This is a genomic window from Pseudoalteromonas sp. DL-6 (assembly GCF_004328665.1).
GTDB lineage: Bacteria > Pseudomonadota > Gammaproteobacteria > Enterobacterales > Alteromonadaceae > Pseudoalteromonas.
The window spans coordinates 988,750-1,009,798 of the sequence record NZ_CP019770.1 but is presented as its reverse complement, the minus strand read 5'-3'; the positions used below and the strand labels follow the sequence as shown (position 1 = coordinate 1,009,798).

Sequence of the window (21,049 nt, the reverse complement as noted above, 5' to 3'; positions counted from 1 at the left end):
TTATTAATACTTCAAGGCTGAGTAAAAATACCATGGAGTAATTGCGTATAAATTTTTTCTATTTCTAACAAGTCGCAAATCGGTACATGTTCATTAACCTGATGAATACTATGGTTTCGTACCCCACACTCTATGACTTGTGTTTTTTTCTGTGCAAAAAATCGTCCGTCCGACGTCCCACCACTGGTGCTTAATAAAGGATAATTCCCCGTCACTTTAAAAATTGCCTGCTCTAACTGAGCGAGTAAGCAACTCTCAATCTTATGGCTTGTATAATAGGGTTCACATGGACGCTCCCACTGTATAACCAAATGCTCGCTGAAATCCTTCAGTGCAGCAAACACACGTTGCTTAACATGTTTACTTTTATACCCATGGCTATAGCGAATATTAAAAGTAATATCACACTGGGCTGGCACGAGGTTATCTAGCACATTATCAATATTAATACCGGTGACTTGCAGCGTTGTTTTTGAACTAAGTTCATCTAAAGGCCAGTCTATTTGTGTGAGCCTGTTAACTACTTCAGCACTGATGTGCGCAGCATTAATGGTATTCTCAGGATAGGCTACATGCCCAGCCTTTCCTTGAATAGTTAATCGCGCAGATAAGGCTCCACGTCGACCATTTTTTATAGTGTCACCTACCTGCAGGTGGCTGGTTGGCTCACCAACAATACAGCCATCAAGCACAACGCCCTGTTGTGCTAATCGCTTGGCAATCAACACAGAGCCATGCTCCGCCTCACCTTCTTCATCTGAGGTGATCAGCCAAAATAATGTTCCCTGCTTTTGCTGCGCGCTGTTTATTAACGTCTGCGTTGCGCTAAGCATCGCGGCAATGCCTCCTTTCATATCGGCGGCACCACGCCCATAAATTGCATCGTTAATTATGTGTCCACTAAACGGATCGGCTAACCAGCCACCTTGCGTTGCGGGTACTACATCAATATGGCCAGAAAATGCCACCACGGGGCCTGCCCCAAAGGTTATTTTTGCAATTAAGTTTGTCACATTATTAGAACTAAATTGCTCTGTACTAAAGCCTAACTCAGTAAGGTGGTTCGCAAGCCACTCAATGCCACCAGCTGGATTAGGAGTAATCGATTTAAATCGGATCAGAGTTTGTAAGTGACTCACTGTTTTTAACTGTGCAATAGTTAAGTACGGCGCTTGTGCTTTTGTATTGATAGCTTTTGTCATAATAAACACACCTCGTTTTAGCAGTGTATTTATTACAACGACTTTTTATGACCGCATTATGAATTTACTAGCTAACGTGCGCCCTCTTCTATTAATGTTTCTCGTGTAACCTGTACTATGTGCTTATCTTCTTTAGTTAACTTGGTTTTTTTCCAAGAGCCACGCATAAACCATGCAAATGCTATCAATGCGATGGTTATGTTAGTAATTGCAAAAGAATACCAAATGCCTTGATCACCAAGCTCAGTATGATTAGAAAGAATATAAGCGGCAGGGAACTGCACTACACATTGTGATAATAACGCGATAACCATTGCATTGAGCATATTACCTGAGGCACGAAAAGCAGCAACAATACAAAGTTGCACCCCTATTCCACCCCAACTTAAGCACATCACTTGAATAAACTGCGCCCCATTAGTAATAACGTCATTATCGTCAGGAATAAAAAATGCAACTAATGAATCTGCATATAAATATGCAATGGCGCCAACACATGAGAGCCCTAACAACCCCCACACACTAGCAAGTTTAGTGATCTGCTCAGCCCGCTTGATATTACCAGCCCCCATATTTTGCCCAACCAAGGTTGATACCGCCATTGATAAGCCCATAGCGGGGATCATTACCATTTGCAAAATATTAGAGCCAACACCATAAGCAGCAATTGTCGTTGTACCAAAGCTGGCAACTAGAAATGACATGATGATCAAACCAAATGCACGTGTCGATAATTCAATAGAGCCAGGCGCTCCCAAGAAAAAAGCGCGCTTAATATAGTGCCAGTCGGGGTAAAAGCTTTTTAGCTGTAATTGAATACCATGGCGACCACGTAAAAATATAATGATGCCCGCAAGCGCAGCTAAGCTCTGTGTAACCAATGTTGCTAGCGCAGCGCCCATCACACCAAGCCCCTCAAAACGACCATAGCCAAATATGAATAACGGATCGAGTATAAAATTAAGTAACACGGTTGTGCTGACTATAATTAACGGCACCTTAGTTTGCCCAATACCCCGCATTAGCGATTGAAACATGGCATAAATAAACACAAAAATAACGCCAATAAAAGATACATGCATAAACTTAAGCGCATCACTATATACGGCCGCTTCAACCCCCAGTAAGGTTAAAAAATAAGGTGATAATGCATAGCCTAGTAACCCAAGTAATAGTGCAACTAATGTCACCATTAACACCGTTTGCGCGGCAACATGGTTAACCTTATCTTGTTGTCCTGCCCCCATGTATTGGGCTGATAAAATCGCCCCAGCCATAGCAAATCCTGAACCTATCGCAATAACTAAAAATGTGACAGGCATACTAATAGATACAGCAGCCACTTGCGCAGCCCCTAACCGGCCAACCCAAAAAGCATCTGTAAGCTGATAAGCAGACTGCAAAATATTAATGAGGATAATAGGAATGCCTAATTTTAATAGCGCTTTGGCAATAGAGCCTTGAAGAAATAGTTGACCAGAGGGAGTCATGAGGCCGCTTACTTTTATTAAACCGTGAACATAGCCTTAGTTTAACAAAACTAGCTGATTATATTCTGAATACTTCGTTTACGGCGGGTATCAAGTGATCAGTCAATAATTTTTGAGCACTAAGTAAGTAAAAGTTTAATCTAAATCAATAAATAGAGGCTCTTTACTTATACGCTTTTGAAACTTTGATCTAGAACAGGTTTTTATTTTTAAACTCGAGCGATAATAGCCTCAATCAACAAATAGTCACACAGTAGTTCACGGAGAACAACATGAAAACTAAACTAAGCATTGCAATACTTACTTCTTTACTAGCTCTTTCTCCTGCAGCACACGCTAACTTTAGCGTTAATGTTGGCGCAATTAATGTTAACCCTGATAACGATGGCTCAAAGATTAACGAAGCACCTACTCTTGGTTTAAAAGGTGATTCAAATACTCAGTTAGGTATTACTGTAGATTATGCATTTAACGACCAATGGGTGTTAGAGCTTATTGCAGCAACGCCGTTTTCTCATGATGTAGAAGGTACAGGCGGTTTAGCTGGTAATAAAATTGCCGACATTAAACATTTACCGCCATCACTGGTTGCACAATACCACTTTTTAGACAGCAGCTACGCACTTCGTCCATTTGTTGGTGTAGGTATTAACTATACGACGTTTTTTGACGAGCAGCCTTCTGTAGCACTTAAAGCAACTTTAAATACTGACGACGTGGAAGTAAAACTAGATGATTCATTTGGTTTTGTTGCTCAAGTAGGTGCTAACTACAAGATTGATGAGAAATGGGGCCTACACGCTATGGTATCTATCATGGATATTGATACTGATGCGACTGTATATGCTAATGGCGCAAAAGCATTAACTTCAACCGTGTCACTTGACCCTGTTGTAGCTATGTTTGGTCTTAAATACTCGTTTTAATAACGATTATGTGTGTGTTAAAAAGGCCGTAAGGCCTTTTTTTTGCGTGTAATTAACGAGGTAAGTTATTTACTTTTTTTTGCTCAAGCATTTCTTTCCAATGAATTATTTCTGCCGGTAAAATAGGTGCTACGCCTTCAAAACCAGCAACTTCCAGCATATGCTCAACGCTTACCACCCCTTTTTTACTTTTAAATACGCCACGTACATAGGCAATTGCATGTAAGCCACGCTCTGAATGAAATTTTTGTTCAATATAAAAGTATTTATGATCCCAGCCGACTAAACGGGTACTAATGGTAAAGCGCTGCATAGGCTTAATATCACGGATATAAGTAATGGCGGTTGCATTAACAATAGGAAACCAACGACGCTTCATTATTTGCTTTAGTAAACCAACTCGCTCGGTCATCCATGTGCGCGATAAATCCATCATTGCTAAATAGCGTGAATTAGTTAAGTGCAAATTAATATCACAGTCACTTGGCAGTGCTTTGTAGTCTATATCAACCGTGTCTAACAATGATTGATAATCACGATTACGTTTAATTTTGAAAAATAATAGCAGCAGTCTAAAATATAAGTTCACAGTAGAGGTCTTACCAGTTTGTTTTTTGTGAGTGTATCATAGCAATTGATCCCCTAGGGTATTTTTACACCAAGGGGTCAATCACTAAGAAAGGTTGTTTTAATATCTATCTTTAAACTTTAACCGTTTTACGATTAATACCGTAATCACGTAGTTTATTAGCTACTGCTGTATGACTCAGCCCTAAGCGCTTAGCTAACTGACGTGAACTTGGATAAGCTGGATAAAGCTTACGCAATAAGGTAGCTTCAAAACGCTTAACCGCTTGATCAAGCGAGCCCTCAAAATCAGACTCTAAATAGCCTAAATCATGGGTAAAGGTCGGCAGTTGTAAATGCTCAACTCGCAGTTCACTGTCTTCTAACAAGGATACCGCACGGTAAATCGCATTTTCTAATTGGCGCACATTACCTGGCCATGGGTAATCTTGTAAAAACGTTAAACATTCTTCAGATAGCTCAGGCACAGTATGGCCATTTTGCTGGGCATATTTTTGAATAAAGTGCTCAGCAAGTGGGCCAACATCGGCTTTACGATCTCTCAGTGGTGCAATTTCTAGCGTTAGTACATTAATGCGATAGTATAAGTCTTCTCTAAATACGCCCTCTTGCACCATTGCAGGTAAATCTTTTTGGGTAGCAGCAACTATGCGAACATTTACTTTAACTTCGTTTTCGTCGCCTACTTTTCGAAACGTACCATCTTGTAAAAAGCGCAGTAATTTAGTTTGGAGCTGAGTCGACATTTCACCCACTTCATCCAAAAATACCGTTCCACCATCCGCTTGTTCAAGTACACCGCGTTTAGGCGCTGCATTTTCTTCATATCCGGCGTAACCAAAAAGTTCTGACTCGGCAACATCATCTGGTAACGAGGCACACGATAAAGCGATAAACGGCTTTACTGAGCGGTTAGATGCATAGTGACAAGCTCGCGCTAATAACTCTTTACCGGTGCCGGTTTCACCGGTGATAAGAATAGGGGCTTCAAGTTGCGCCATTTTTCGCGCTTCGCGTACAACACGACGCATCGCCGTACTAAAATTGTGAATTGTCGCAAAGCTTTCTTGGCCATAGCGTCTAAACGCACTCACTTGTTGACCTAGACGGCTTTGCGATTTTATATTTATTACCGCGCCCGCTAACACATCACCCTCACTGCCTTGTGGCACAGCAATAGGCAGAATATCAGCAATAAAGTCTTCGCCTGCTACTTCAACCCGGGTAGTTTGCCCAAGTACTTCTTTACCTTCTAACCAACGGGTAAAGTTAAAGCCTTTGAGTAAGTTATTAATGTTGGCGCCAATAACTTCTTTTTCTGTTAGCTGTAAATCTTTACACGCCGCGTCGTTACACAGACGCACCCAGCCTTTAGCATCAATAGATATAACGCCATCGGGAAGTGCTCTTAATAAGGTGTTTAATTCATTGTGCTCACGTTCAGACGGTAAAAACGCGGTTGTGCGTACATCATGTACACCATCGATTAAGCGAATAGACGGCATAATTTTTTGAAATTGTTCAAATTCAATCTCAGGAAAACTCACATACATACGACAATTTACTGAGTCGACTTCAATTCCTTTCAAGTCAACATTGTAGCTAACTAAAATATTAAGAATCTCTTGAGCAATACCAACTCGGTCTGCACAGTGAATATCTAAACGCATACACCCTCAGGTAAGGAAAAACTAGTTGGCGTGAATAATACGCTAACTCTGTTTACGAGCATAGTTTATTGTAAAGAAATTTGGACGAAAAAATATTTTTTTACTAACTAGAGGGCTTTTTCAAGCACTTAACGCATTCAAGCTTGGCTGTTCACTAAAAGTCGGGGTTATTGCAACTCAATTTAGTCAAGCTGGCCTTGTATAAATTATATTCTGCAATGGGTTAATCATTGCTGTGCATACGCTAATATTTGCTCATGTTTAATCTAAACCGTGATTATTAAAATAAAGTAGTAAAGGTTAACTATTGTTGAATAACTTGGTGCCTGTAACCCACCGTAAATAAAGCGGTTTTATGTTTTTTAATAGAATTTAAAACCGGGTAAAAGAAAGCTTTGCAATGACAATGTTACTTGTGTTGTTAAATATCTTTTTGGATGAGCTTAAGTGTTTAGCGCAACAACGAGGGTTTTACCGGTTGCTATTTAACAATTACATAACGGATGTGTGATAGCGCGCTCAATACTTCCCCTCGTACAAAGGTCTATGTATACTTAGGCGCAATTGTAACTAGGATAAGGGTGTGACTCTTACCTAAACGTATAGCTGCGTTTAGCAAACCATTACCTTAGCTGCATAAAAACACTGATGATCGAGCATTTATTATACTTTTAAAAAGTACCAATTTAGCTAAATAAAAAACCACAAGGTCATCAAAACAATAATGAATTAGGAAGTAAATATGAGTTCAAATTCTGACAGTGGCTGGTTTGGTCACCCTAAAGGACTTTCAACCCTGTTTTTCACAGAAATGTGGGAACGAATGAGTTACTACGGTATGCGAGCTATGCTCGTATTATTTATGACAGCAAGTTTACAACAAGAAGGCTTAGGATTTACCGTTGCTTCTGCTGCTGCAATTTATGGCTTATACACAGGTTCAGTATACTTTTTAGGTTTACCTGGTGGCTGGTTAGCAGATAGATTATTTGGTGGTCAAAAAGCAGTATGGTACGGCGGTATCATCATCATGTGTGGCCACATTATTTTAGCCGTTCCGCATGAATATTCTTTTTTCATTGGTTTAATCTTTGTCGCAACGGGTACAGGTTTACTTAAACCTAATATCAGTGCCATGGTTGGTCAGCTTTATACTGACGAAGATGAACGCCGTGACGGTGGTTACGCTATTTACTACATGGGTATTAACTTAGGTTCTTTAATTGGTTACTACGTTTGTGGTTACTTTATGGAAAACGTAGGTTGGCACTGGGCATTTGGTGCAGCTGCTGTAGGTATGGCTATTGGTTTAATACAATACAAACGTACACTTAATAACTTACCAGAACATAGCTCGTTACCTGCGAATCCATTAAGCCCTAAAGGTGCTTCACGCGCCTGGGGCGGTATTGCCGCGTTTGTAATTGTTGTTGCCAGCGTGACTGCTGCTGCGATGACAGGCGCTATAGTTATTAACCCGACTATTGTTGCAGGTTACACAGCAGTTGTATTTACTGTTATCTTTTTCATTTACTTTGGCCTTGTTTATTTCAAAGGCAAACTAACCGACGCTGAAAAGCAAAGAATGTGGGCGCTATTTTTAGTCTGTGTCGCTTCTGCGTGTTTTTGGTCTGGCTTTGAACAAGCGGGTTCTTCATTAAACCTATTTGCTCGTGACTACACAGACCGTCTTATTGGCACATTTGAAATTCCAACGACTTGGTTCCAATCTTTAAACTCGCTATTTATTATTGCCCTATCACCATTTTTTGCCGCTCTTTGGATTAATTTATCTAAGAAAATGGTATCGCCTACTTATAGCGTAAAATGTGCGTTGGGCTTAGTTATTATGGCTTCAGGCTTTTTAGTTATGTTTATGGCAGCACATTACGCAGCTGAAGGCTTAAAAGTAGCTCCTTACTGGCTGGTTACAACGTATTTCTTACATACAGTGGGTGAGCTTTGTTTAAGCCCAGTCGCATTGAGTGCGGTAAGTAAATTATCTCCTCGTCGCTATACGGGTCAAATGATGGGTGTATTTGTACTGACATACTCAATTGGTAACGTAATTTCAGGCTTACTTGCTGGTAACTTTGATCCTAACAATGTTGCAGAAATTCCTAACCTTTACTTACAAATTGCATTATTTAGTATCGGTGTAGGTATCATCTTAGTACTGATGAGCTTCAAAGCTAAGGTATGGGAAAAACAAGGTTTAGAACAAACCGCACCAGCACAATAATTTAAATTAATCACAACGCGTAATTATGCGCTTTGACTAATGATATTAAATACCCCCTGCAGCTAACTGCAGGGGGTATTTTTATGGCTAACTAACCTAATTGTTACAATGTAATACTACACAGTAAATGAAGTTAGTGAATCAAATCCTCAGTATCTATTGCTTTGTTAATGTTGTGAGCAGCTACGCTCAGGTTGAGTGTAAACAATAAAATACAAAAACCACTCTTTTTTTAGTATGAAAAAACTAAAAAAACAGATGGGTAATTAAATTTAAAAACAATAAATTCAATAACATAAATGAAAAATACGTACATTATCCGAGCTGGTTAATTTTTACTTACCTCGGCACGTATGTAAATAAATATCATACCTTGCTAACCGTCCCGTAAAATTTACACACGCGCTATTTACTAAATAACAACACCCTCTTCCCCAAAGCAGTAATCTGGTTAATCATGCAGGCAATACGATAACTAATAATCGCAGTGCTTAATTGCGGGAGTAATTATAATGAGTGAAGTAAATAATCCTTTAGGTTTGGTTGGTATTGAGTTTACTGAATACGCAACACCCGATGCCGATTACATGGACAAAGTGTTTACCGATTTTGGTTTTTCAAAATTAAAAAAATTCAAAGGTAAAGACATTGTTTATTACAACCAAAACGATATTCATTTTTTACTAAATAATGAACGCGACGGCTTTTCAGCTGAGTTTGCTAAAAACCATGGCCCAGCAATTTGTTCTATGGGCTGGCGTGTAGATAACGCTCAAGCAGCGTTTGAAGCAGCGGTTAAGCGTGGCGCTAAGCCTGCCACTGATGCAGCTAATAAAGACTTACCATACCCTGCTATTTACGGCATTGGCGATAGCTTAATTTACTTTATTGAACAATTTGGAGATAAAGGCTCTATTTACGATAATGATTTCGAAGATCTGAGCGAGCCAAACAAAGTAGAGAGTAAAGGCTTCTTACGTATCGATCACTTAACCAACAACGTATATAAAGGTACTATGGAAACATGGGCTAACTTTTACAAAGACGTGTTTGGTTTTACCGAAGTACGTTACTTTGATATTAAAGGCCAAAAAACAGCCCTGCTTTCATATGCATTAAAATCACCATGTGGCACCTTCTCTATTCCAATCAATGAAGGTAAAGGTAACGATAATAACCAAATTGATGAATACCTAGGTGAATACAATGGCCCAGGTGTGCAACATTTGGCGTTTTTAACTGACGACTTAGTTAGCTCACTAGATAAGCTAGATAAATCAACTATCGCTACTTTAGATATTATTCCAGAGTACTACGATACTATTTTTGACCGTGTGCCATGGGTTAAAGAAGACAAAGAAAAAATCCGTGAGCATCAAATTCTGGTTGATAGCCAAAGCGAAGATTGCTACTTACTGCAAATTTTCTCTAAAAACTTATTTGGCCCTATCTTCATTGAAATGATCCAACGTGTTGATGATGGCGGCTTTGGTGAGGGTAACTTCCAAGCACTGTTTGAATCAATTGAACGTGATCAAGAGCGCCGCGGCGTTTTATAAGCAAATAAAGTAACTTTAAAAAGCAGCGTATTTCGCTGCTTTTTGTCGTTTAATCGTAATTGAGAGGTAAAACTATCTCTCTGTGTGTTTAAATCGCGCTTTTCATCACCATATAGCTAGGTAATAGATGAAATTAACGGGTGCTATATTCTTATTTAATAAATTGATATTTATACTGATAAGCGCGACCAACTAAACCAAAGGAAATGCAATGAGTTTAATTAACGAAACCCATGATATAAATTTAACTAGCTGGGTAGCATCAGCAAATGATGCACAATGTGACTTCCCTATTCAAAACCTACCTTTTGCAGAAGTACGTCGCAAAAATAGCAATGAAGCTTTTCGTGGTGCTGTTGCCATTGGCGATCAGGTTATTGATTTAGCAAAAGTAAATGAACTCGGTATTTTTTCAGGTGACGCCCAAACAGCCGTTGCATCTGCAAGTAACCCGACTTTGAACGAGTTTATGGGATTAGGTGAGCAATATTGGTCAGCGCTTCGTTTAGCACTGTCTAAAGCATTACGTGAAGGCTCTGCTCATCAAGAGCAACTAGCACAAGCGCTTATACCTCAAAGCGAAATTGAATTTGCTCTACCTTGTCGCATTGGCGATTACACTGACTTTTACACATCAATTTATCATGCGACTGCCGTAGGAAGTTTATTCCGTCCCGATAACCCATTACTACCAAACTACAAATGGGTGCCGATTGGTTATCATGGTCGCTCATCGTCTATTGGCGTGTCTGGTCAGCAGTTTCATCGCCCTAAAGGACAAACTAAAGCGCCAGATGCAGAAGTTCCTTCATTTGGTCCATGTAAGCGCCTTGATTATGAGCTGGAACTAGGTATTTACCTAGGTAAAGGTAATGATCTGGGCGATGCTATTGCAATTGAAAATGCTGAAAAGCATGTATTCGGCTTTTGTGTTTTCAACGATTGGTCAGCACGTGATTTACAAGCATGGGAATACCAACCGCTTGGTCCATTCTTAGCGAAAAATTTCGCATCAACCGTGTCTCCATGGATTGTTACCACCGAAGCACTTGCACCATACAGAACAAGCTGGACGCGTGATGAAAATGATCCGCAGCCACTCGAGTACTTAGAATCAACGGCTAACCGTGATCAAGGTGCATTTGATATTCAAATGGATGTTAAAATTCAAACACAAAAAATGCGTGATGAAGGCTACAACCCAACTCAAGTGTCTAAGTCTAGCTTTAAGCACTCATACTGGACTGTAGCGCAAATGGTAACTCACCATACCGTAAACGGGTGTAACTTTATGCCAGGCGACATGCTGGGCTCTGGCACGCAATCAGGGCCTACTCACGAAGAAGCGGGTTCATTACTTGAGCTTTCTCGTGGTGGTAAAGAAAAGATTACTTTAAGCAACGGCGAGCAGCGTAGCTTCTTGGAAGATGGCGACAACGTTATAATGCGTGGCTGGTGTGAAAAAGAAGGCTTTGCACGTATTGGCTTTGGCTTTGTAGAGAGCACCGTACTACCAGCAAAATAATATATAAAATCAATAAACTAGTAAAAAAGGGTTGTTGAATAAGCAGCCCTTTTTTATTAATTAAGCCGAAGTTACAATTTTTTTCTGGCTTTTTTAGTTCAAATTGCTATCTTGAATCCGTTAATAGCCAGTATTTATGTGACATGCCTGTATTTATAAAGTCTTTTTTTAATAAACATTTCCCAGCTCGTCAGCTGCTCATTCGCCAAAATGGTGAAGTAAAGCATGTTGTTTTGGCGCCTTGGTTACAGGTTTCTGCGCTTGCTATTATTTTCATTGCTATTGCATGGATCAGTGTTTCGAGTATCCGTGTTTATATGCAAACACACCAAATCTCTCATATCGAGCAAACTCAGCTTGATAAGCAAGTACAATGGCAACAAAAAGTAAAGCAACAGCAACAACGCTACGCATTGCAGCAAGAACAGTTAGCTGAACTTGAACAAAAACAAGCTTTACTTCAAGGTATGATTGAATCACTCCCAGCTTCTATCAGCAAAGATGTAATAAAATTAGAGGGTGAGCTTGAATCTTCTCCTATTAATGAGAACGAAAGCGAATTTCATGAGCCGCTCGAAGAAGATAAAACACAAAATAAGCATGCACAAAACAGTTTAACCAGTTTTGAGCAGCGCTACATCATGCTAAATCAGCAGTACGATACTAATTTCACGTTATTGGCTGCGCAGATTAATCAGCGCCATGATGCGATTATAGAAATACTCAAAGGCACGGGTCTTGAAAATGCACTGGCACAACATCTCGCGTTAAGCACGCAAACAACGGCGCAAGGTGGCCCGCTAGATATACTCGATGAAAGTAAAATTCCTAGTAACTTTCTAGTCATTGCAGATAAGTTGTTATTGTTAAACCAGCTAGAGAGCTTTTTAACGGCACTGCCTAATACCCTGCCCTTACCTGCTGCAAAATATTATATTTCCAGTAATTTTGGACTTAGAAAAGACCCAATGAATAAAAGGCGCGCTTTTCATAAAGGCATTGATTTAGCTGGGTGGCATAAAACAGAAATTTTTGCCCCTGCCGATGGCACGGTTCGTCGAGCTGGCCGTAATGGCGGTTATGGTAACTTTATAGAGTTAGAGCATAAAAACGGTGTTGTAACGCGCTTTGGTCACTTAAACACAATTAATGTTAAAAAAGGTCAATTAGTCACAAAGCACGATGTCATTGGCTTAATGGGCAGTACCGGAAGAAGTACAAGTACTCATTTACACTATGAAGTATTAATAGACGACAAGCATGTCAATCCACTAAAAATAACAAAGGCGCTTTCTCGTGTTTGGTAAAAATAAACAAGCAAAAACAGACTCATCTATTAAGAGAGTGAGTCACACTCCCTCAATCATTTCTAATGATGTGCGTATAACGGGCTCTTTGGTAAGCCAAGGTGAAGTACAACTCGACGGACGTATTGATGGTGACATTAAGGCCGAACATTTAGTGATTGGCACCTCAGGTGTTGTTGAAGGCGTTGTTGAGGCAAGCAGTGTCGTTGTTAAGGGTAAAATCATCGGCTCTTTAAATGCAAGTGAAGTAAAGATCGAAAATAATGCTCATGTACTTGGCGATATATTTCATGACACCCTGAGCATAGAAGCAGGTGCTATTATTGAAGGCAGTTTAAAGCAGCGCTTTGAAAAAGAAGTGATTGAGCATGCTAAAGATAAGCCAAAACCAGCTCACGACGTAAAAGCCATTGTTGATAATGAAGACAGCGGGCTTTCGTTTGTAAACAAGCAACCTGCAGCCAAAAGCTAGTTGTATTAGTTTAAATGGTTTAGCCTGCCTGTTGGCTAAACCATTAATCACCTCTTTAAAATCCCTTGGGCGGCTTATACGCTTACTTTTTCTGCGTTATATACATGGTTATGTCTGCGGTAAACACCAGTTCGTTACGCGTATTGTAAAGCTTTACCGGTACGACTAAATCTTCTTTATCAACCCACTGATGAGGCAGGTCAATCTCAGCGATAGCAGTAACATCAGTGTCGACCTTAGCCAAGTACTGTACTGTCATTCCCTTAGGGATCCAACGGTGGGTTTTATAAGGTACCGTTGCATCAACCATTACCCCCGCGCACAGCTCAGCTAAATTACATTGTGCAATCGCATGGATAGTGCCAATGTGATTGTGCACACGGCGAGTATTTTTAACCACAGCACTACAGTGCCCTGCTTTTAAATCTAAAATCGTCGGTTTCATAGAGCCAAAGTAAGGCGCTTTAAAACATACGGCTTTACTAAACAGCCAATTACCAAACGGCAGCTTTTTAAATTTATGCCATGTTTTTATTAGTGCAGACTCATTACTCATTATTGTTTTTCCATTGTCTTTGCTTAAAAAGCAAATTAACACATCGGATCAGTTTAAAGAAGTGTGATACTTCAACAAAAATAATCATAATAAAGAAAAAAGTAAGTAACTTGGCTGATGCATCGGCCATAAGCCCTTTCTTTTTCATCAGTCACCACTTAAAATGCCGGCAAAAGGAGACCTGATGCAAACACAGCCCGCTAAACCAAACTTAATTTTATTACTGATCTTAGCGTTACTCGTCATTTTTTGTCCTATGGGCATTGATATTTATTTACCTGCTTTTCCCACTATTGCAGAACAATTTTCAGTGAGCGAAAAACAAGTACAGCAAACAGTGGCTATTTTTATGCTTACTGTTGGTTTGGGACAATTAATTGCAGGTCCTCTTGCTGATCGTTTTGGACGTAAGCCGGTAGCCTTAACCGGTGTAACTTTATATGGACTGGCGGCATTAGGTGCATACTATGCTCCTAGCTTTTTAATACTGATGTTTGCTCGTGCAATTCAAGGGTTAGGCGCATGCGCCACCTTTGTTGTTGCTTTTGCAATAGTAAGAGATAAGTTTGGTAGTGAACGCAGTGGCCAAATAATTACCTACCTAAACGGGATCGTGTGCTTTATTCCAGCGTTAGCACCCATTTTAGGTGCGTGGTTAACCGTGCAGTTTGGTTGGCAAATGAACTTTCTATTTTTAACTGGCTTTGCATTATTGGGGTTTATTGTCACCTTATTCTTGTTCAGAGAAACACGCCCAGCAGACAGTCATTATCAGGGGCATATATTAGATTTAAGACGCTTTATCCCTATTATTTCAACTCCGTTATTTTTATTTAATAGCTTGTTATGTATGGTGACTATGTCGGCTATATTAGTGTTTGTAACACTGGCTCCAGGTTGGCTCATTACTGAATTAGGTGGCAGCGTAGCCGACTTTACCTTTTGGTTCTCGCTCAATGCAGTGCTTAGTATTCTTGCTAGTTTTATTATGCCTATTTATATTAAACGCCAACCAAAAATGGCTTTAAAAGTAGGCCTTTTGCTGTTAGTGAGTGCAGGCTTACTTATGCTGTTGTTAAGCCAATATAAAACCCCATTAGCATTAATGATCCCTATGTTTATTGCTGCCTTTGGTTTTGCTTTAACACTTGGCTCTGCCGCTGGACGAGCTTTAAGTTTGTTCCCTAAACAAGCTGGCACCGCCTCAGCCCTTTTGGGAGCGATGCAAATGAGTGGTGCAAGTTTATTGGTGTTTATTACTCAATATTTAAACTTATCTACACCCGAGCTTATAGGCACACACTTTTTATTATTAATTCCCTTTTCTTACTTACTATTTCGTTATACTAAATATGCTTAGCCGCTAAAGCGTTTTCTATTACTCTTCAATTTTGGCTAATTCAGGTTTTACCTGATTAGCCGCCCCTAATTCAAATACAAATGTATATTTTTTGTTTAATACTGGCTACTTTAAAGTTAAATAGTTTTGTTTTTGTAGATAAAATAGCTTGTTTTCTGCTTTATATTATTTTACTGTCTGCTAAAGTTAACAATTAGTTAACCAATTAATTCTAGGATAATATAATATGAAAAAGAATAAACTCGCCTTAGCATTAGTTCTCTCTGGTATTTGTGCAGCCGGTACAGCCCATGCTGCCAATGATCGCTTCATCATCCAAGTTGATAATAATAAAAAAGGTGTTGTTAAAGCGCTGACTAAAAAACTAGGTGGTGACATTAAAGTAGATGGCAATGGATTCATTGCAGCCAAGTTTACTGGACAAGATTTAAGTAGCTTAAAAGGCCTGCTTAACAACCCGCATATTAAACTCATTGAAGAAGATCATAAGCGCGTTCCTATGTCATTATTTAACGATGATGTAGGTGATGCCATGCAGCAACAAATTACGCCATATGCGGTTTATCAATCACAGGTTGATCAAGTTACTTTTGATGCCAATGCAGGCATGAAAGTATGTGTTATCGATTCAGGCTTAGATAGCTCAAACCCTGATTTTGTTTGGGGTAACATTACTGGCGATAACGACAGCGGTACTGGAAATTGGTTTGATAATGGCGGTCCACACGGGACGCATGTCGCCGGTACGATTGGTGCTGCAGATAATAACCTCGGTGTTGTGGGTATGGCACCGGGTGTGGCAATGCACATTATTAAAGTATTTAACGAAGCGGGTTGGGGTTACTCATCTGATTTAGCTCAAGCGGCTGATTTATGTTCTCAAGCAGGTGCAAATATTATTAGCATGAGCTTAGGGGGCGGTGGCTCAAACAGTACAGAGTCAAATGCGTTTGCTAACTTTACTAATGCTGGCGGCCTTGTAGTTGCTGCAGCGGGTAACGATGGTAATAACGTACGTTCTTATCCTGCGGGCTACTCATCGGTGATGATGGTCGGCGCTAATGATGCCGATAATCAAATTGCTGACTTTTCACAATTCCCAAGCTGTTCATCTGGCCGTGGTAAACGCGCAACTAATGATGAAACAATTTGTGTTGAAGTAACTGCTGGTGGTGTTGATACTCTATCGACCTACCCTGCGGGCATGGCAACAGCAGCGAGTATGTCGGCTGATGGCACAGCATATAATTCATCAGCAATGGAAAATGCAGGTCAAATCACTGCGAGTACCTACTTTATGGGAACTGGCGAAACAGTTGATCCAGCGGCGGCTGGTAAAGTATGTATGATTGACCGCGGCGTTATTTCATTTTATGACAAAGTCGCTAACTGTGAAAACTCAGGCGGTGTAGGTGCGGTTATTATCAACAATGAAGCTGGCATGTTATACGCAACACTAGGTGATACCAACGATACTACAATTCCCGCTGTAGGCGCTGCATTTGAAGATCGTAGTGCATTAGTCGCTAGTACAAACGTGACAATTAATATTGGCGCAACTGATTATGGCTTTATGAGTGGAACGTCAATGGCAACTCCTGCGGTTTCAGGTATTGCTGCGCTAGTATGGTCTAATCATAGTGACTGTACAGGCACAGAAATTCGCGATGCGTTAAAGGCAACTGCGCAAGATCAAGGGGCTGCTGGTCGTGATGATTACTTTGGCTACGGTATTGTAAAAGCGGCTGACGCTGATGCTTACCTTACAGCAAACGGCTGTGCGGGTGGCGATACTGGTGGTGTTGATCCAGAGCCAGGCGTAGATGCTATCTCTCTTAGCGCTTCAGGTTACAAATCAAAAGGCACTAAATTTGTTGATTTAAGTTGGAATGGCGCGGCAACAAGCCAAGTTGATATCTACCGCAATGGTAACAAAGTCATTACCACTGCAAATACTAATGCCTACACCGACAGCATTAATACTAAGGGTGGCGGCACCTATACATATCAAGTGTGTGAAGCGCTGAGCACTACGGTGTGTTCAAATAATATCACCGTTAGTTTTTAATAAATTTAGCACTTCATTATGTTTAAAAGCATAACGACTAGTTTTAAAAGAACTTAGTATCCTCAACTTAGCGGGCAATATGCCCGCTTTTTATTTTCCTCATTGCTTGATAAAATCACTTACCACTTCTTTTTCGTACTATTTAATGATCAACCCCGACTTTTTGCTCTCATTTTTACTCGCTAGCTTTTTAATGGCCGTTGCGCCTGGGCCATCAAACGCGTTTTTAATGGCGCAAACTTTTGCAAATGGGCGAAAAGCAGGTATGCAGAGTGCTTTTGGCTTTGCGTTAGGTGGCGTAGTACATACATTTTTTGCGGTTGTCGGTTTAAGCGCTATATTAAAGGCCTCTGAAACGGCTTACGCCAGCGTGCAATATGCAGGAGCAGCCTATTTATGTTACTTAGGGTTTATGATGCTTAAAGGCACCTTCAAGCCCCCCATTTGCGAGCAAGACGATAAGCCTCATGTTACCACCAGTAAAAACAAAAACGTGATGTTTCAAGCTATGATGACTGAAGTACTTAACCCAAAAGTCGCTTTGTTTTTTATTGCTTTTATCCCACAATTTGTTGACCCTAGCTTATCCTCGGCGACCTTTCAGCTGGCGTTTTTTGGGCTACTGTATCCAATCTTTGCTTTTCCTATCGACTGCACGTATATTTATTTCGGCGATAAAATAGCCCAGTTTTTTAAAAGTCACCCTAATAGCCAACTTTGGATAGATAGGTTCACAGGCATTGTATTTATTGCCTTGGCTATCAATTTATTACTCTAACTAATAAGAATCAGCATGGACCAAAAAATACAATCTCTTCCAGCTAAGAAAAACATAGCCCTTGTTGCACATGATGGAAAAAAAGCCGCGTTAAAATTGTGGTGTGAAAAACACACCCCAATGTTAAGTAAACATAAGTTATACGGTACTGGAACAACCGGACATTTAATAGAAAAAACCACTGGTTTGAATGTCGTGCAATTACTCAGTGGACCTATGGGTGGCGATCAGCAGCTAGGGGCTAAAATAGCGGAACATGAAATTCATGTGTTAATCTTTTTTTGGGATCCTCTGGCTTCTCAGCCGCACGACCCCGATGTAAAAGCATTGCTTCGTTTGGCCGCGGTGTGGAACATTCCTGTTGCCTGTAATGAAGTAAGCGCTGATATGTTACTAAGCTCACCACTTATGGACACCGAATTTGAGCGTTCTTTGCCAGATTACGAAAAGTACCTCGCAACCCGACAAATCTCTTTATAGCCGCTTATTTATAAAGCATATTCGCCCATTTAGTCAGGCCTGCGGTAACACTGCCAAAGTGATCACCATTAACCATTTTAATGTCGCCTAAGTGGGTTTTTAAAGCCGCTTTGATCAGTGGTGATTGCGCACTACCACCCGTTAAATAAATTACATCTGGGGTGGTGTTTGCATCTGCAATGGCCTGTTTTGCTAATGTCACTATTTGGCTAATACTGTCGTCAACGGCTAATGCTAATTCATTAATAGAGATATCTTTATCAAGTGATGAATCTAAAAATGTTAAATCACAATTAAAGTTTTCAGATGAGCTTAGTGCAATTTTTGCCGCTTCAGCTTGTTGAACTAATTGATGGCCTTGCTTATTTTGCTGTAAATGAATGAGCCGTTTATATAAGTCAGGGGCACTCACATCGCGTAATTGGGCGCTTAATTCACGATAGTGCTGGGCACTATAAAACTGGCTTTGTAAATTAACATCGTTAATTTTACATGCCTGCCAAAATGCTTGATTCGGTAAAGGTAAACCCGATTTAAAAGTACTTCCTAAACCAAGTAACGGCATTAAACCATGATAGCTCAGAGCAATATCTAAATCATTACCACCTACTCGCTTTCCGCTATGTGCTAAAAAGTCTGCATCTCGCTGTTGTTTATTTCTAAAGCTGGGTCCCATTTGTACAAATGAACAGTCACTTGTACCACCGCCTATATCAATTACCAGCACTTTTTGGTCTTGCGTTAAATCACTTTCATAGTCAATCCCAGCGGCAAGTGGTTCATATAAAAATTCCACATCTTTAAAGCCGGCTCGGTTTGCTGCGCGTGTTAAAATGCCCACGGCTTGTTGGTTTGACTGCTCACCACCAACCGCTTGAAAATTCACTGGGCGACCAATAACTGTTTGGCTTAGCGTATACCCTAACGATGATTCGGCACGTTGTTTTATTTTTAAAATCATTGCTGTGGCAATATCTTCAAAAAAATTAATTTGCCCTTGCTTTAAGCCAGTAGCGCCAAAAAAAGACTTAGGTGATTTTACAAAATAACCTTCCTCGGGAAATTGTACATATTCGCTAATCGCCTCACGGCCAATAAATAGAGTCTCATCGCCGGCTTGTAGGTCTAGGTCTGATTTAATTCGCGCAAGCGTATTAAGTAATGGTTGGCGCGCGGTTTTATAGGCATGCTCATGATCTGAACCGTTTAAATGCTGCGCTACAAAATCAACGACTAAAGCACTATGATGGGTGTATAACGTTGATGGAAGATAGTATTTGCCTTGCTCTAAAGGAATGAGCTGAACACGCTCTTCGTTTAAAACACCCATAGCACAATTAGAACTACCATAATCAAAACCAACAAACATAGATCACCAAACATCACTAAAAAGGCCGCGCAATTTAGCATAATTGCTAAAAAATATATACTGAATTGGCCTACACTCTTTATTTTTCGGGTCTTTCCCGTAAGAAGCTGGCAAAACGCGGCAAGCCATTTTTAGTGTACCCGTGGTATCGATAAGTAATTGTTGAGCCTATAGCTGGCGGATACTTTCGCTCTTTATCGCTAAAACCCGTACCAATAGAAAATGTCAGCCCTTGTTTTGTCTGTACTTTCAATGCACCAAGCATTCCTGCGTATTTACCTTTACCCGGTAAATGTTCAATCACTAACGCTTCGGCATCTAAATAAGGCTTGAGTTTTAACAATGCACTAGAGCGACCAGTTGTATGCTTAGCCTCTGCTAAATGAAGCATAACGCCCTCGCCGCCTTGTTTAGTAACCTGATTAAAATAATTACTGAGTTGCTGATTGTCGCTAAATTGATATTGCTTAACCGCTTTAATATGGGGACTATTTAGCTTAGTAATTAGTGACAAGTAATTTTGATAACGACGGTGAAAAGGCATGCTTGTATCTGGCATATCAAACACCTGATAAGTAACGGTTTGCCATTGCAAATCGTTGGGTATTTTTGTTCTGACAATACCACTGAGTACAGAAAATTGACCTCGTTTGGTCCATAACTCACCATCTAACCAAATATCTGGCAAAGGAGCGGTAAACCACTCAGGCGGGTTTATGGAGTTGCCTTGACGGGTTACAAACTGCTTTCCCGTCCAGATTGCTCTAACTCCATCAAACTTTTCACTCACCAAGTATTGGCGAATATCCTCATGCTTAGTTTCATCGTAAACATTAGCAAGTTGCACTGGAGGCAATTGCGCCAATAAGCTAGCACTAAAAAGGATTAAAAAAGTAAACAGCGTTGCTTTAATCATCACCATTGCTGCATCCTTGCAAATTTTAATATGGCTTAAACTATAGTTGAGATTGAAGCCATTGCCAAAATTCTTCAAGGCTTTGCATTTGCTGTGTTGTTTTACTAAAGTCGTGTTCCTGTGTAATTATTTTGTTCGTTAATAAAAAGGTGCCTAAGCACCTTTAATTATTAGTAATAATGTTTACTCAGCTAATCCCGCTGGCGGCTCAGCATAAGCGTCTTCGCCGGTATCTACATCAACTAACTCATAACCTCGGGCTTTGCGCATTACTTTAAGTATCGGCTTTTCGAAGGCGGTTTTTAAGCGCTCAGCATCATCTTTTAACGCATCTAATGTGGTTCCAAATGGTGCGGCACCAGTCTCTGACCAGTTAGTTACTTTACCGTTTAAGTTATATTCCACTTCGTGTATTTGATATTGCGCCGCTTCATCTTTGGTTGCTTCACAATAAATTACACGGTAATTCCAAAATCCAGCCATTACTTTTTCTCTTTAATAAACATATGGGCGCTACTTTAGCAGCTCTACAAAAATAAAA

General features: G+C 40.2%; 18 protein-coding genes. 10 read left to right on the top strand and 8 right to left on the bottom strand.

Going from position 1 to position 21,049, the window contains the following annotated elements:
* Positions 1–11 precede the first annotated feature (11 nt).
* Together dapE and B1F84_RS04690 are read right to left on the bottom strand one after the other, a co-directional pair.
* The gene (dapE, locus tag B1F84_RS04695) at positions 12–1,202 is read right to left on the bottom strand and encodes a succinyl-diaminopimelate desuccinylase (RefSeq protein WP_131690724.1); all 1,191 of its coding nucleotides are present in this window, start codon (positions 1,200–1,202) and stop codon (positions 12–14) included.
* 71 nt (positions 1,203–1,273) lie between these two features.
* Positions 1,274–2,692 (bottom strand): MATE family efflux transporter, encoded by a 1,419-nt coding sequence (locus B1F84_RS04690; RefSeq protein WP_131690723.1) that lies wholly within the window; start codon positions 2,690–2,692, stop codon positions 1,274–1,276.
* A gap of 272 nt (positions 2,693–2,964) precedes the next feature.
* On the opposite strand from B1F84_RS04690, the gene B1F84_RS04685 reads away from it, so the two are divergent.
* Positions 2,965–3,618 (top strand): OmpW family outer membrane protein, encoded by a 654-nt coding sequence (locus B1F84_RS04685; protein ID WP_131690722.1) that lies wholly within the window; start codon positions 2,965–2,967, stop codon positions 3,616–3,618.
* A 52-nt stretch (positions 3,619–3,670) separates the two neighbouring features.
* Here the strand turns inward: B1F84_RS04685 and B1F84_RS04680 are convergent, their stop codons facing one another.
* Both B1F84_RS04680 and tyrR read right to left on the bottom strand, forming a co-directional pair.
* The gene (locus B1F84_RS04680) at positions 3,671–4,207 is read right to left on the bottom strand and encodes a thioesterase family protein (protein ID WP_008109547.1); all 537 of its coding nucleotides are present in this window, start codon (positions 4,205–4,207) and stop codon (positions 3,671–3,673) included.
* Positions 4,208–4,319: 112 nt separating this feature from the next.
* Complete coding sequence (tyrR, locus tag B1F84_RS04675) at positions 4,320–5,876, bottom strand: transcriptional regulator TyrR (RefSeq protein WP_008109548.1); 1,557 nt, start codon at positions 5,874–5,876, stop codon at positions 4,320–4,322.
* A 742-nt stretch (positions 5,877–6,618) separates the two neighbouring features.
* Here tyrR and B1F84_RS04670 point away from each other — a divergent pair.
* The 5 genes from B1F84_RS04670 to B1F84_RS04650 all read left to right on the top strand — a co-directional run bounded on the left by B1F84_RS04670 (position 6,619) and on the right by B1F84_RS04650 (position 12,981).
* The gene (locus B1F84_RS04670; protein WP_008109550.1) at positions 6,619–8,118 is read left to right on the top strand and encodes a peptide MFS transporter; all 1,500 of its coding nucleotides are present in this window, start codon (positions 6,619–6,621) and stop codon (positions 8,116–8,118) included.
* A 512-nt stretch (positions 8,119–8,630) separates the two neighbouring features.
* Positions 8,631–9,677, top strand: coding sequence for a 4-hydroxyphenylpyruvate dioxygenase (gene hppD, locus B1F84_RS04665; protein WP_131690721.1), 1,047 nt, complete (start codon positions 8,631–8,633; stop codon positions 9,675–9,677).
* A gap of 211 nt (positions 9,678–9,888) precedes the next feature.
* Entirely contained in the window at positions 9,889–11,202 is a 1,314-nt protein-coding gene (gene fahA, locus B1F84_RS04660; RefSeq protein ID WP_055011705.1) for a fumarylacetoacetase, read from the top strand.
* A 143-nt stretch (positions 11,203–11,345) separates the two neighbouring features.
* Positions 11,346–12,509 carry a M23 family metallopeptidase gene (locus tag B1F84_RS04655; protein ID WP_131690720.1) on the top strand — a complete coding sequence of 388 codons (1,164 nt, stop codon included), beginning with the start codon at positions 11,346–11,348 and terminating at the stop codon, positions 12,507–12,509.
* Positions 12,499–12,981, top strand: coding sequence for a polymer-forming cytoskeletal protein (locus tag B1F84_RS04650; protein WP_008109555.1), 483 nt, complete (start codon positions 12,499–12,501; stop codon positions 12,979–12,981). Before B1F84_RS04655 ends, B1F84_RS04650 begins: the two co-directional genes overlap by 11 nt.
* 82 nt (positions 12,982–13,063) lie before the next feature.
* On the opposite strand, the gene B1F84_RS04645 is transcribed toward B1F84_RS04650, so the two are convergent.
* Positions 13,064–13,537: a hotdog fold domain-containing protein gene (locus tag B1F84_RS04645; protein ID WP_008464694.1), complete on the bottom strand. Its 474-nt coding sequence runs from the start codon at positions 13,535–13,537 to the stop codon at positions 13,064–13,066.
* A 184-nt stretch (positions 13,538–13,721) separates the two neighbouring features.
* Between B1F84_RS04645 and B1F84_RS04640 the strand changes: the two genes are divergently transcribed.
* The 4 genes from B1F84_RS04640 to B1F84_RS04625 all read left to right on the top strand — a co-directional run bounded on the left by B1F84_RS04640 (position 13,722) and on the right by B1F84_RS04625 (position 18,223).
* Positions 13,722–14,897: a multidrug effflux MFS transporter gene (locus B1F84_RS04640; RefSeq protein WP_131690719.1), complete on the top strand. Its 1,176-nt coding sequence runs from the start codon at positions 13,722–13,724 to the stop codon at positions 14,895–14,897.
* A 226-nt stretch (positions 14,898–15,123) separates the two neighbouring features.
* Complete coding sequence (locus tag B1F84_RS04635; protein WP_131690718.1) at positions 15,124–16,965, top strand: S8 family serine peptidase; 1,842 nt, start codon at positions 15,124–15,126, stop codon at positions 16,963–16,965.
* A 145-nt stretch (positions 16,966–17,110) separates the two neighbouring features.
* Positions 17,111–17,743: a LysE family translocator gene (locus B1F84_RS04630; protein ID WP_131690717.1), complete on the top strand. Its 633-nt coding sequence runs from the start codon at positions 17,111–17,113 to the stop codon at positions 17,741–17,743.
* A gap of 15 nt (positions 17,744–17,758) precedes the next feature.
* On the top strand, positions 17,759–18,223 hold the full coding sequence (locus tag B1F84_RS04625; protein ID WP_008464686.1) for a methylglyoxal synthase: 465 nt from the start codon (positions 17,759–17,761) through the stop codon (positions 18,221–18,223).
* A 4-nt stretch (positions 18,224–18,227) separates the two neighbouring features.
* Here the strand turns inward: B1F84_RS04625 and yegD are convergent, their stop codons facing one another.
* The 3 genes from yegD to B1F84_RS04610 form a co-directional block, all read right to left on the bottom strand.
* Positions 18,228–19,592: a molecular chaperone gene (yegD, locus tag B1F84_RS04620; protein ID WP_131690716.1), complete on the bottom strand. Its 1,365-nt coding sequence runs from the start codon at positions 19,590–19,592 to the stop codon at positions 18,228–18,230.
* A 79-nt stretch (positions 19,593–19,671) separates the two neighbouring features.
* Entirely contained in the window at positions 19,672–20,514 is an 843-nt protein-coding gene (locus B1F84_RS04615) for a DNA ligase (RefSeq protein ID WP_131690715.1), read from the bottom strand.
* 177 nt (positions 20,515–20,691) lie between these two features.
* Positions 20,692–20,991: a hypothetical protein gene (locus B1F84_RS04610; RefSeq protein ID WP_008109576.1), complete on the bottom strand. Its 300-nt coding sequence runs from the start codon at positions 20,989–20,991 to the stop codon at positions 20,692–20,694.
* Positions 20,992–21,049: the final 58 nt, after the last annotated feature.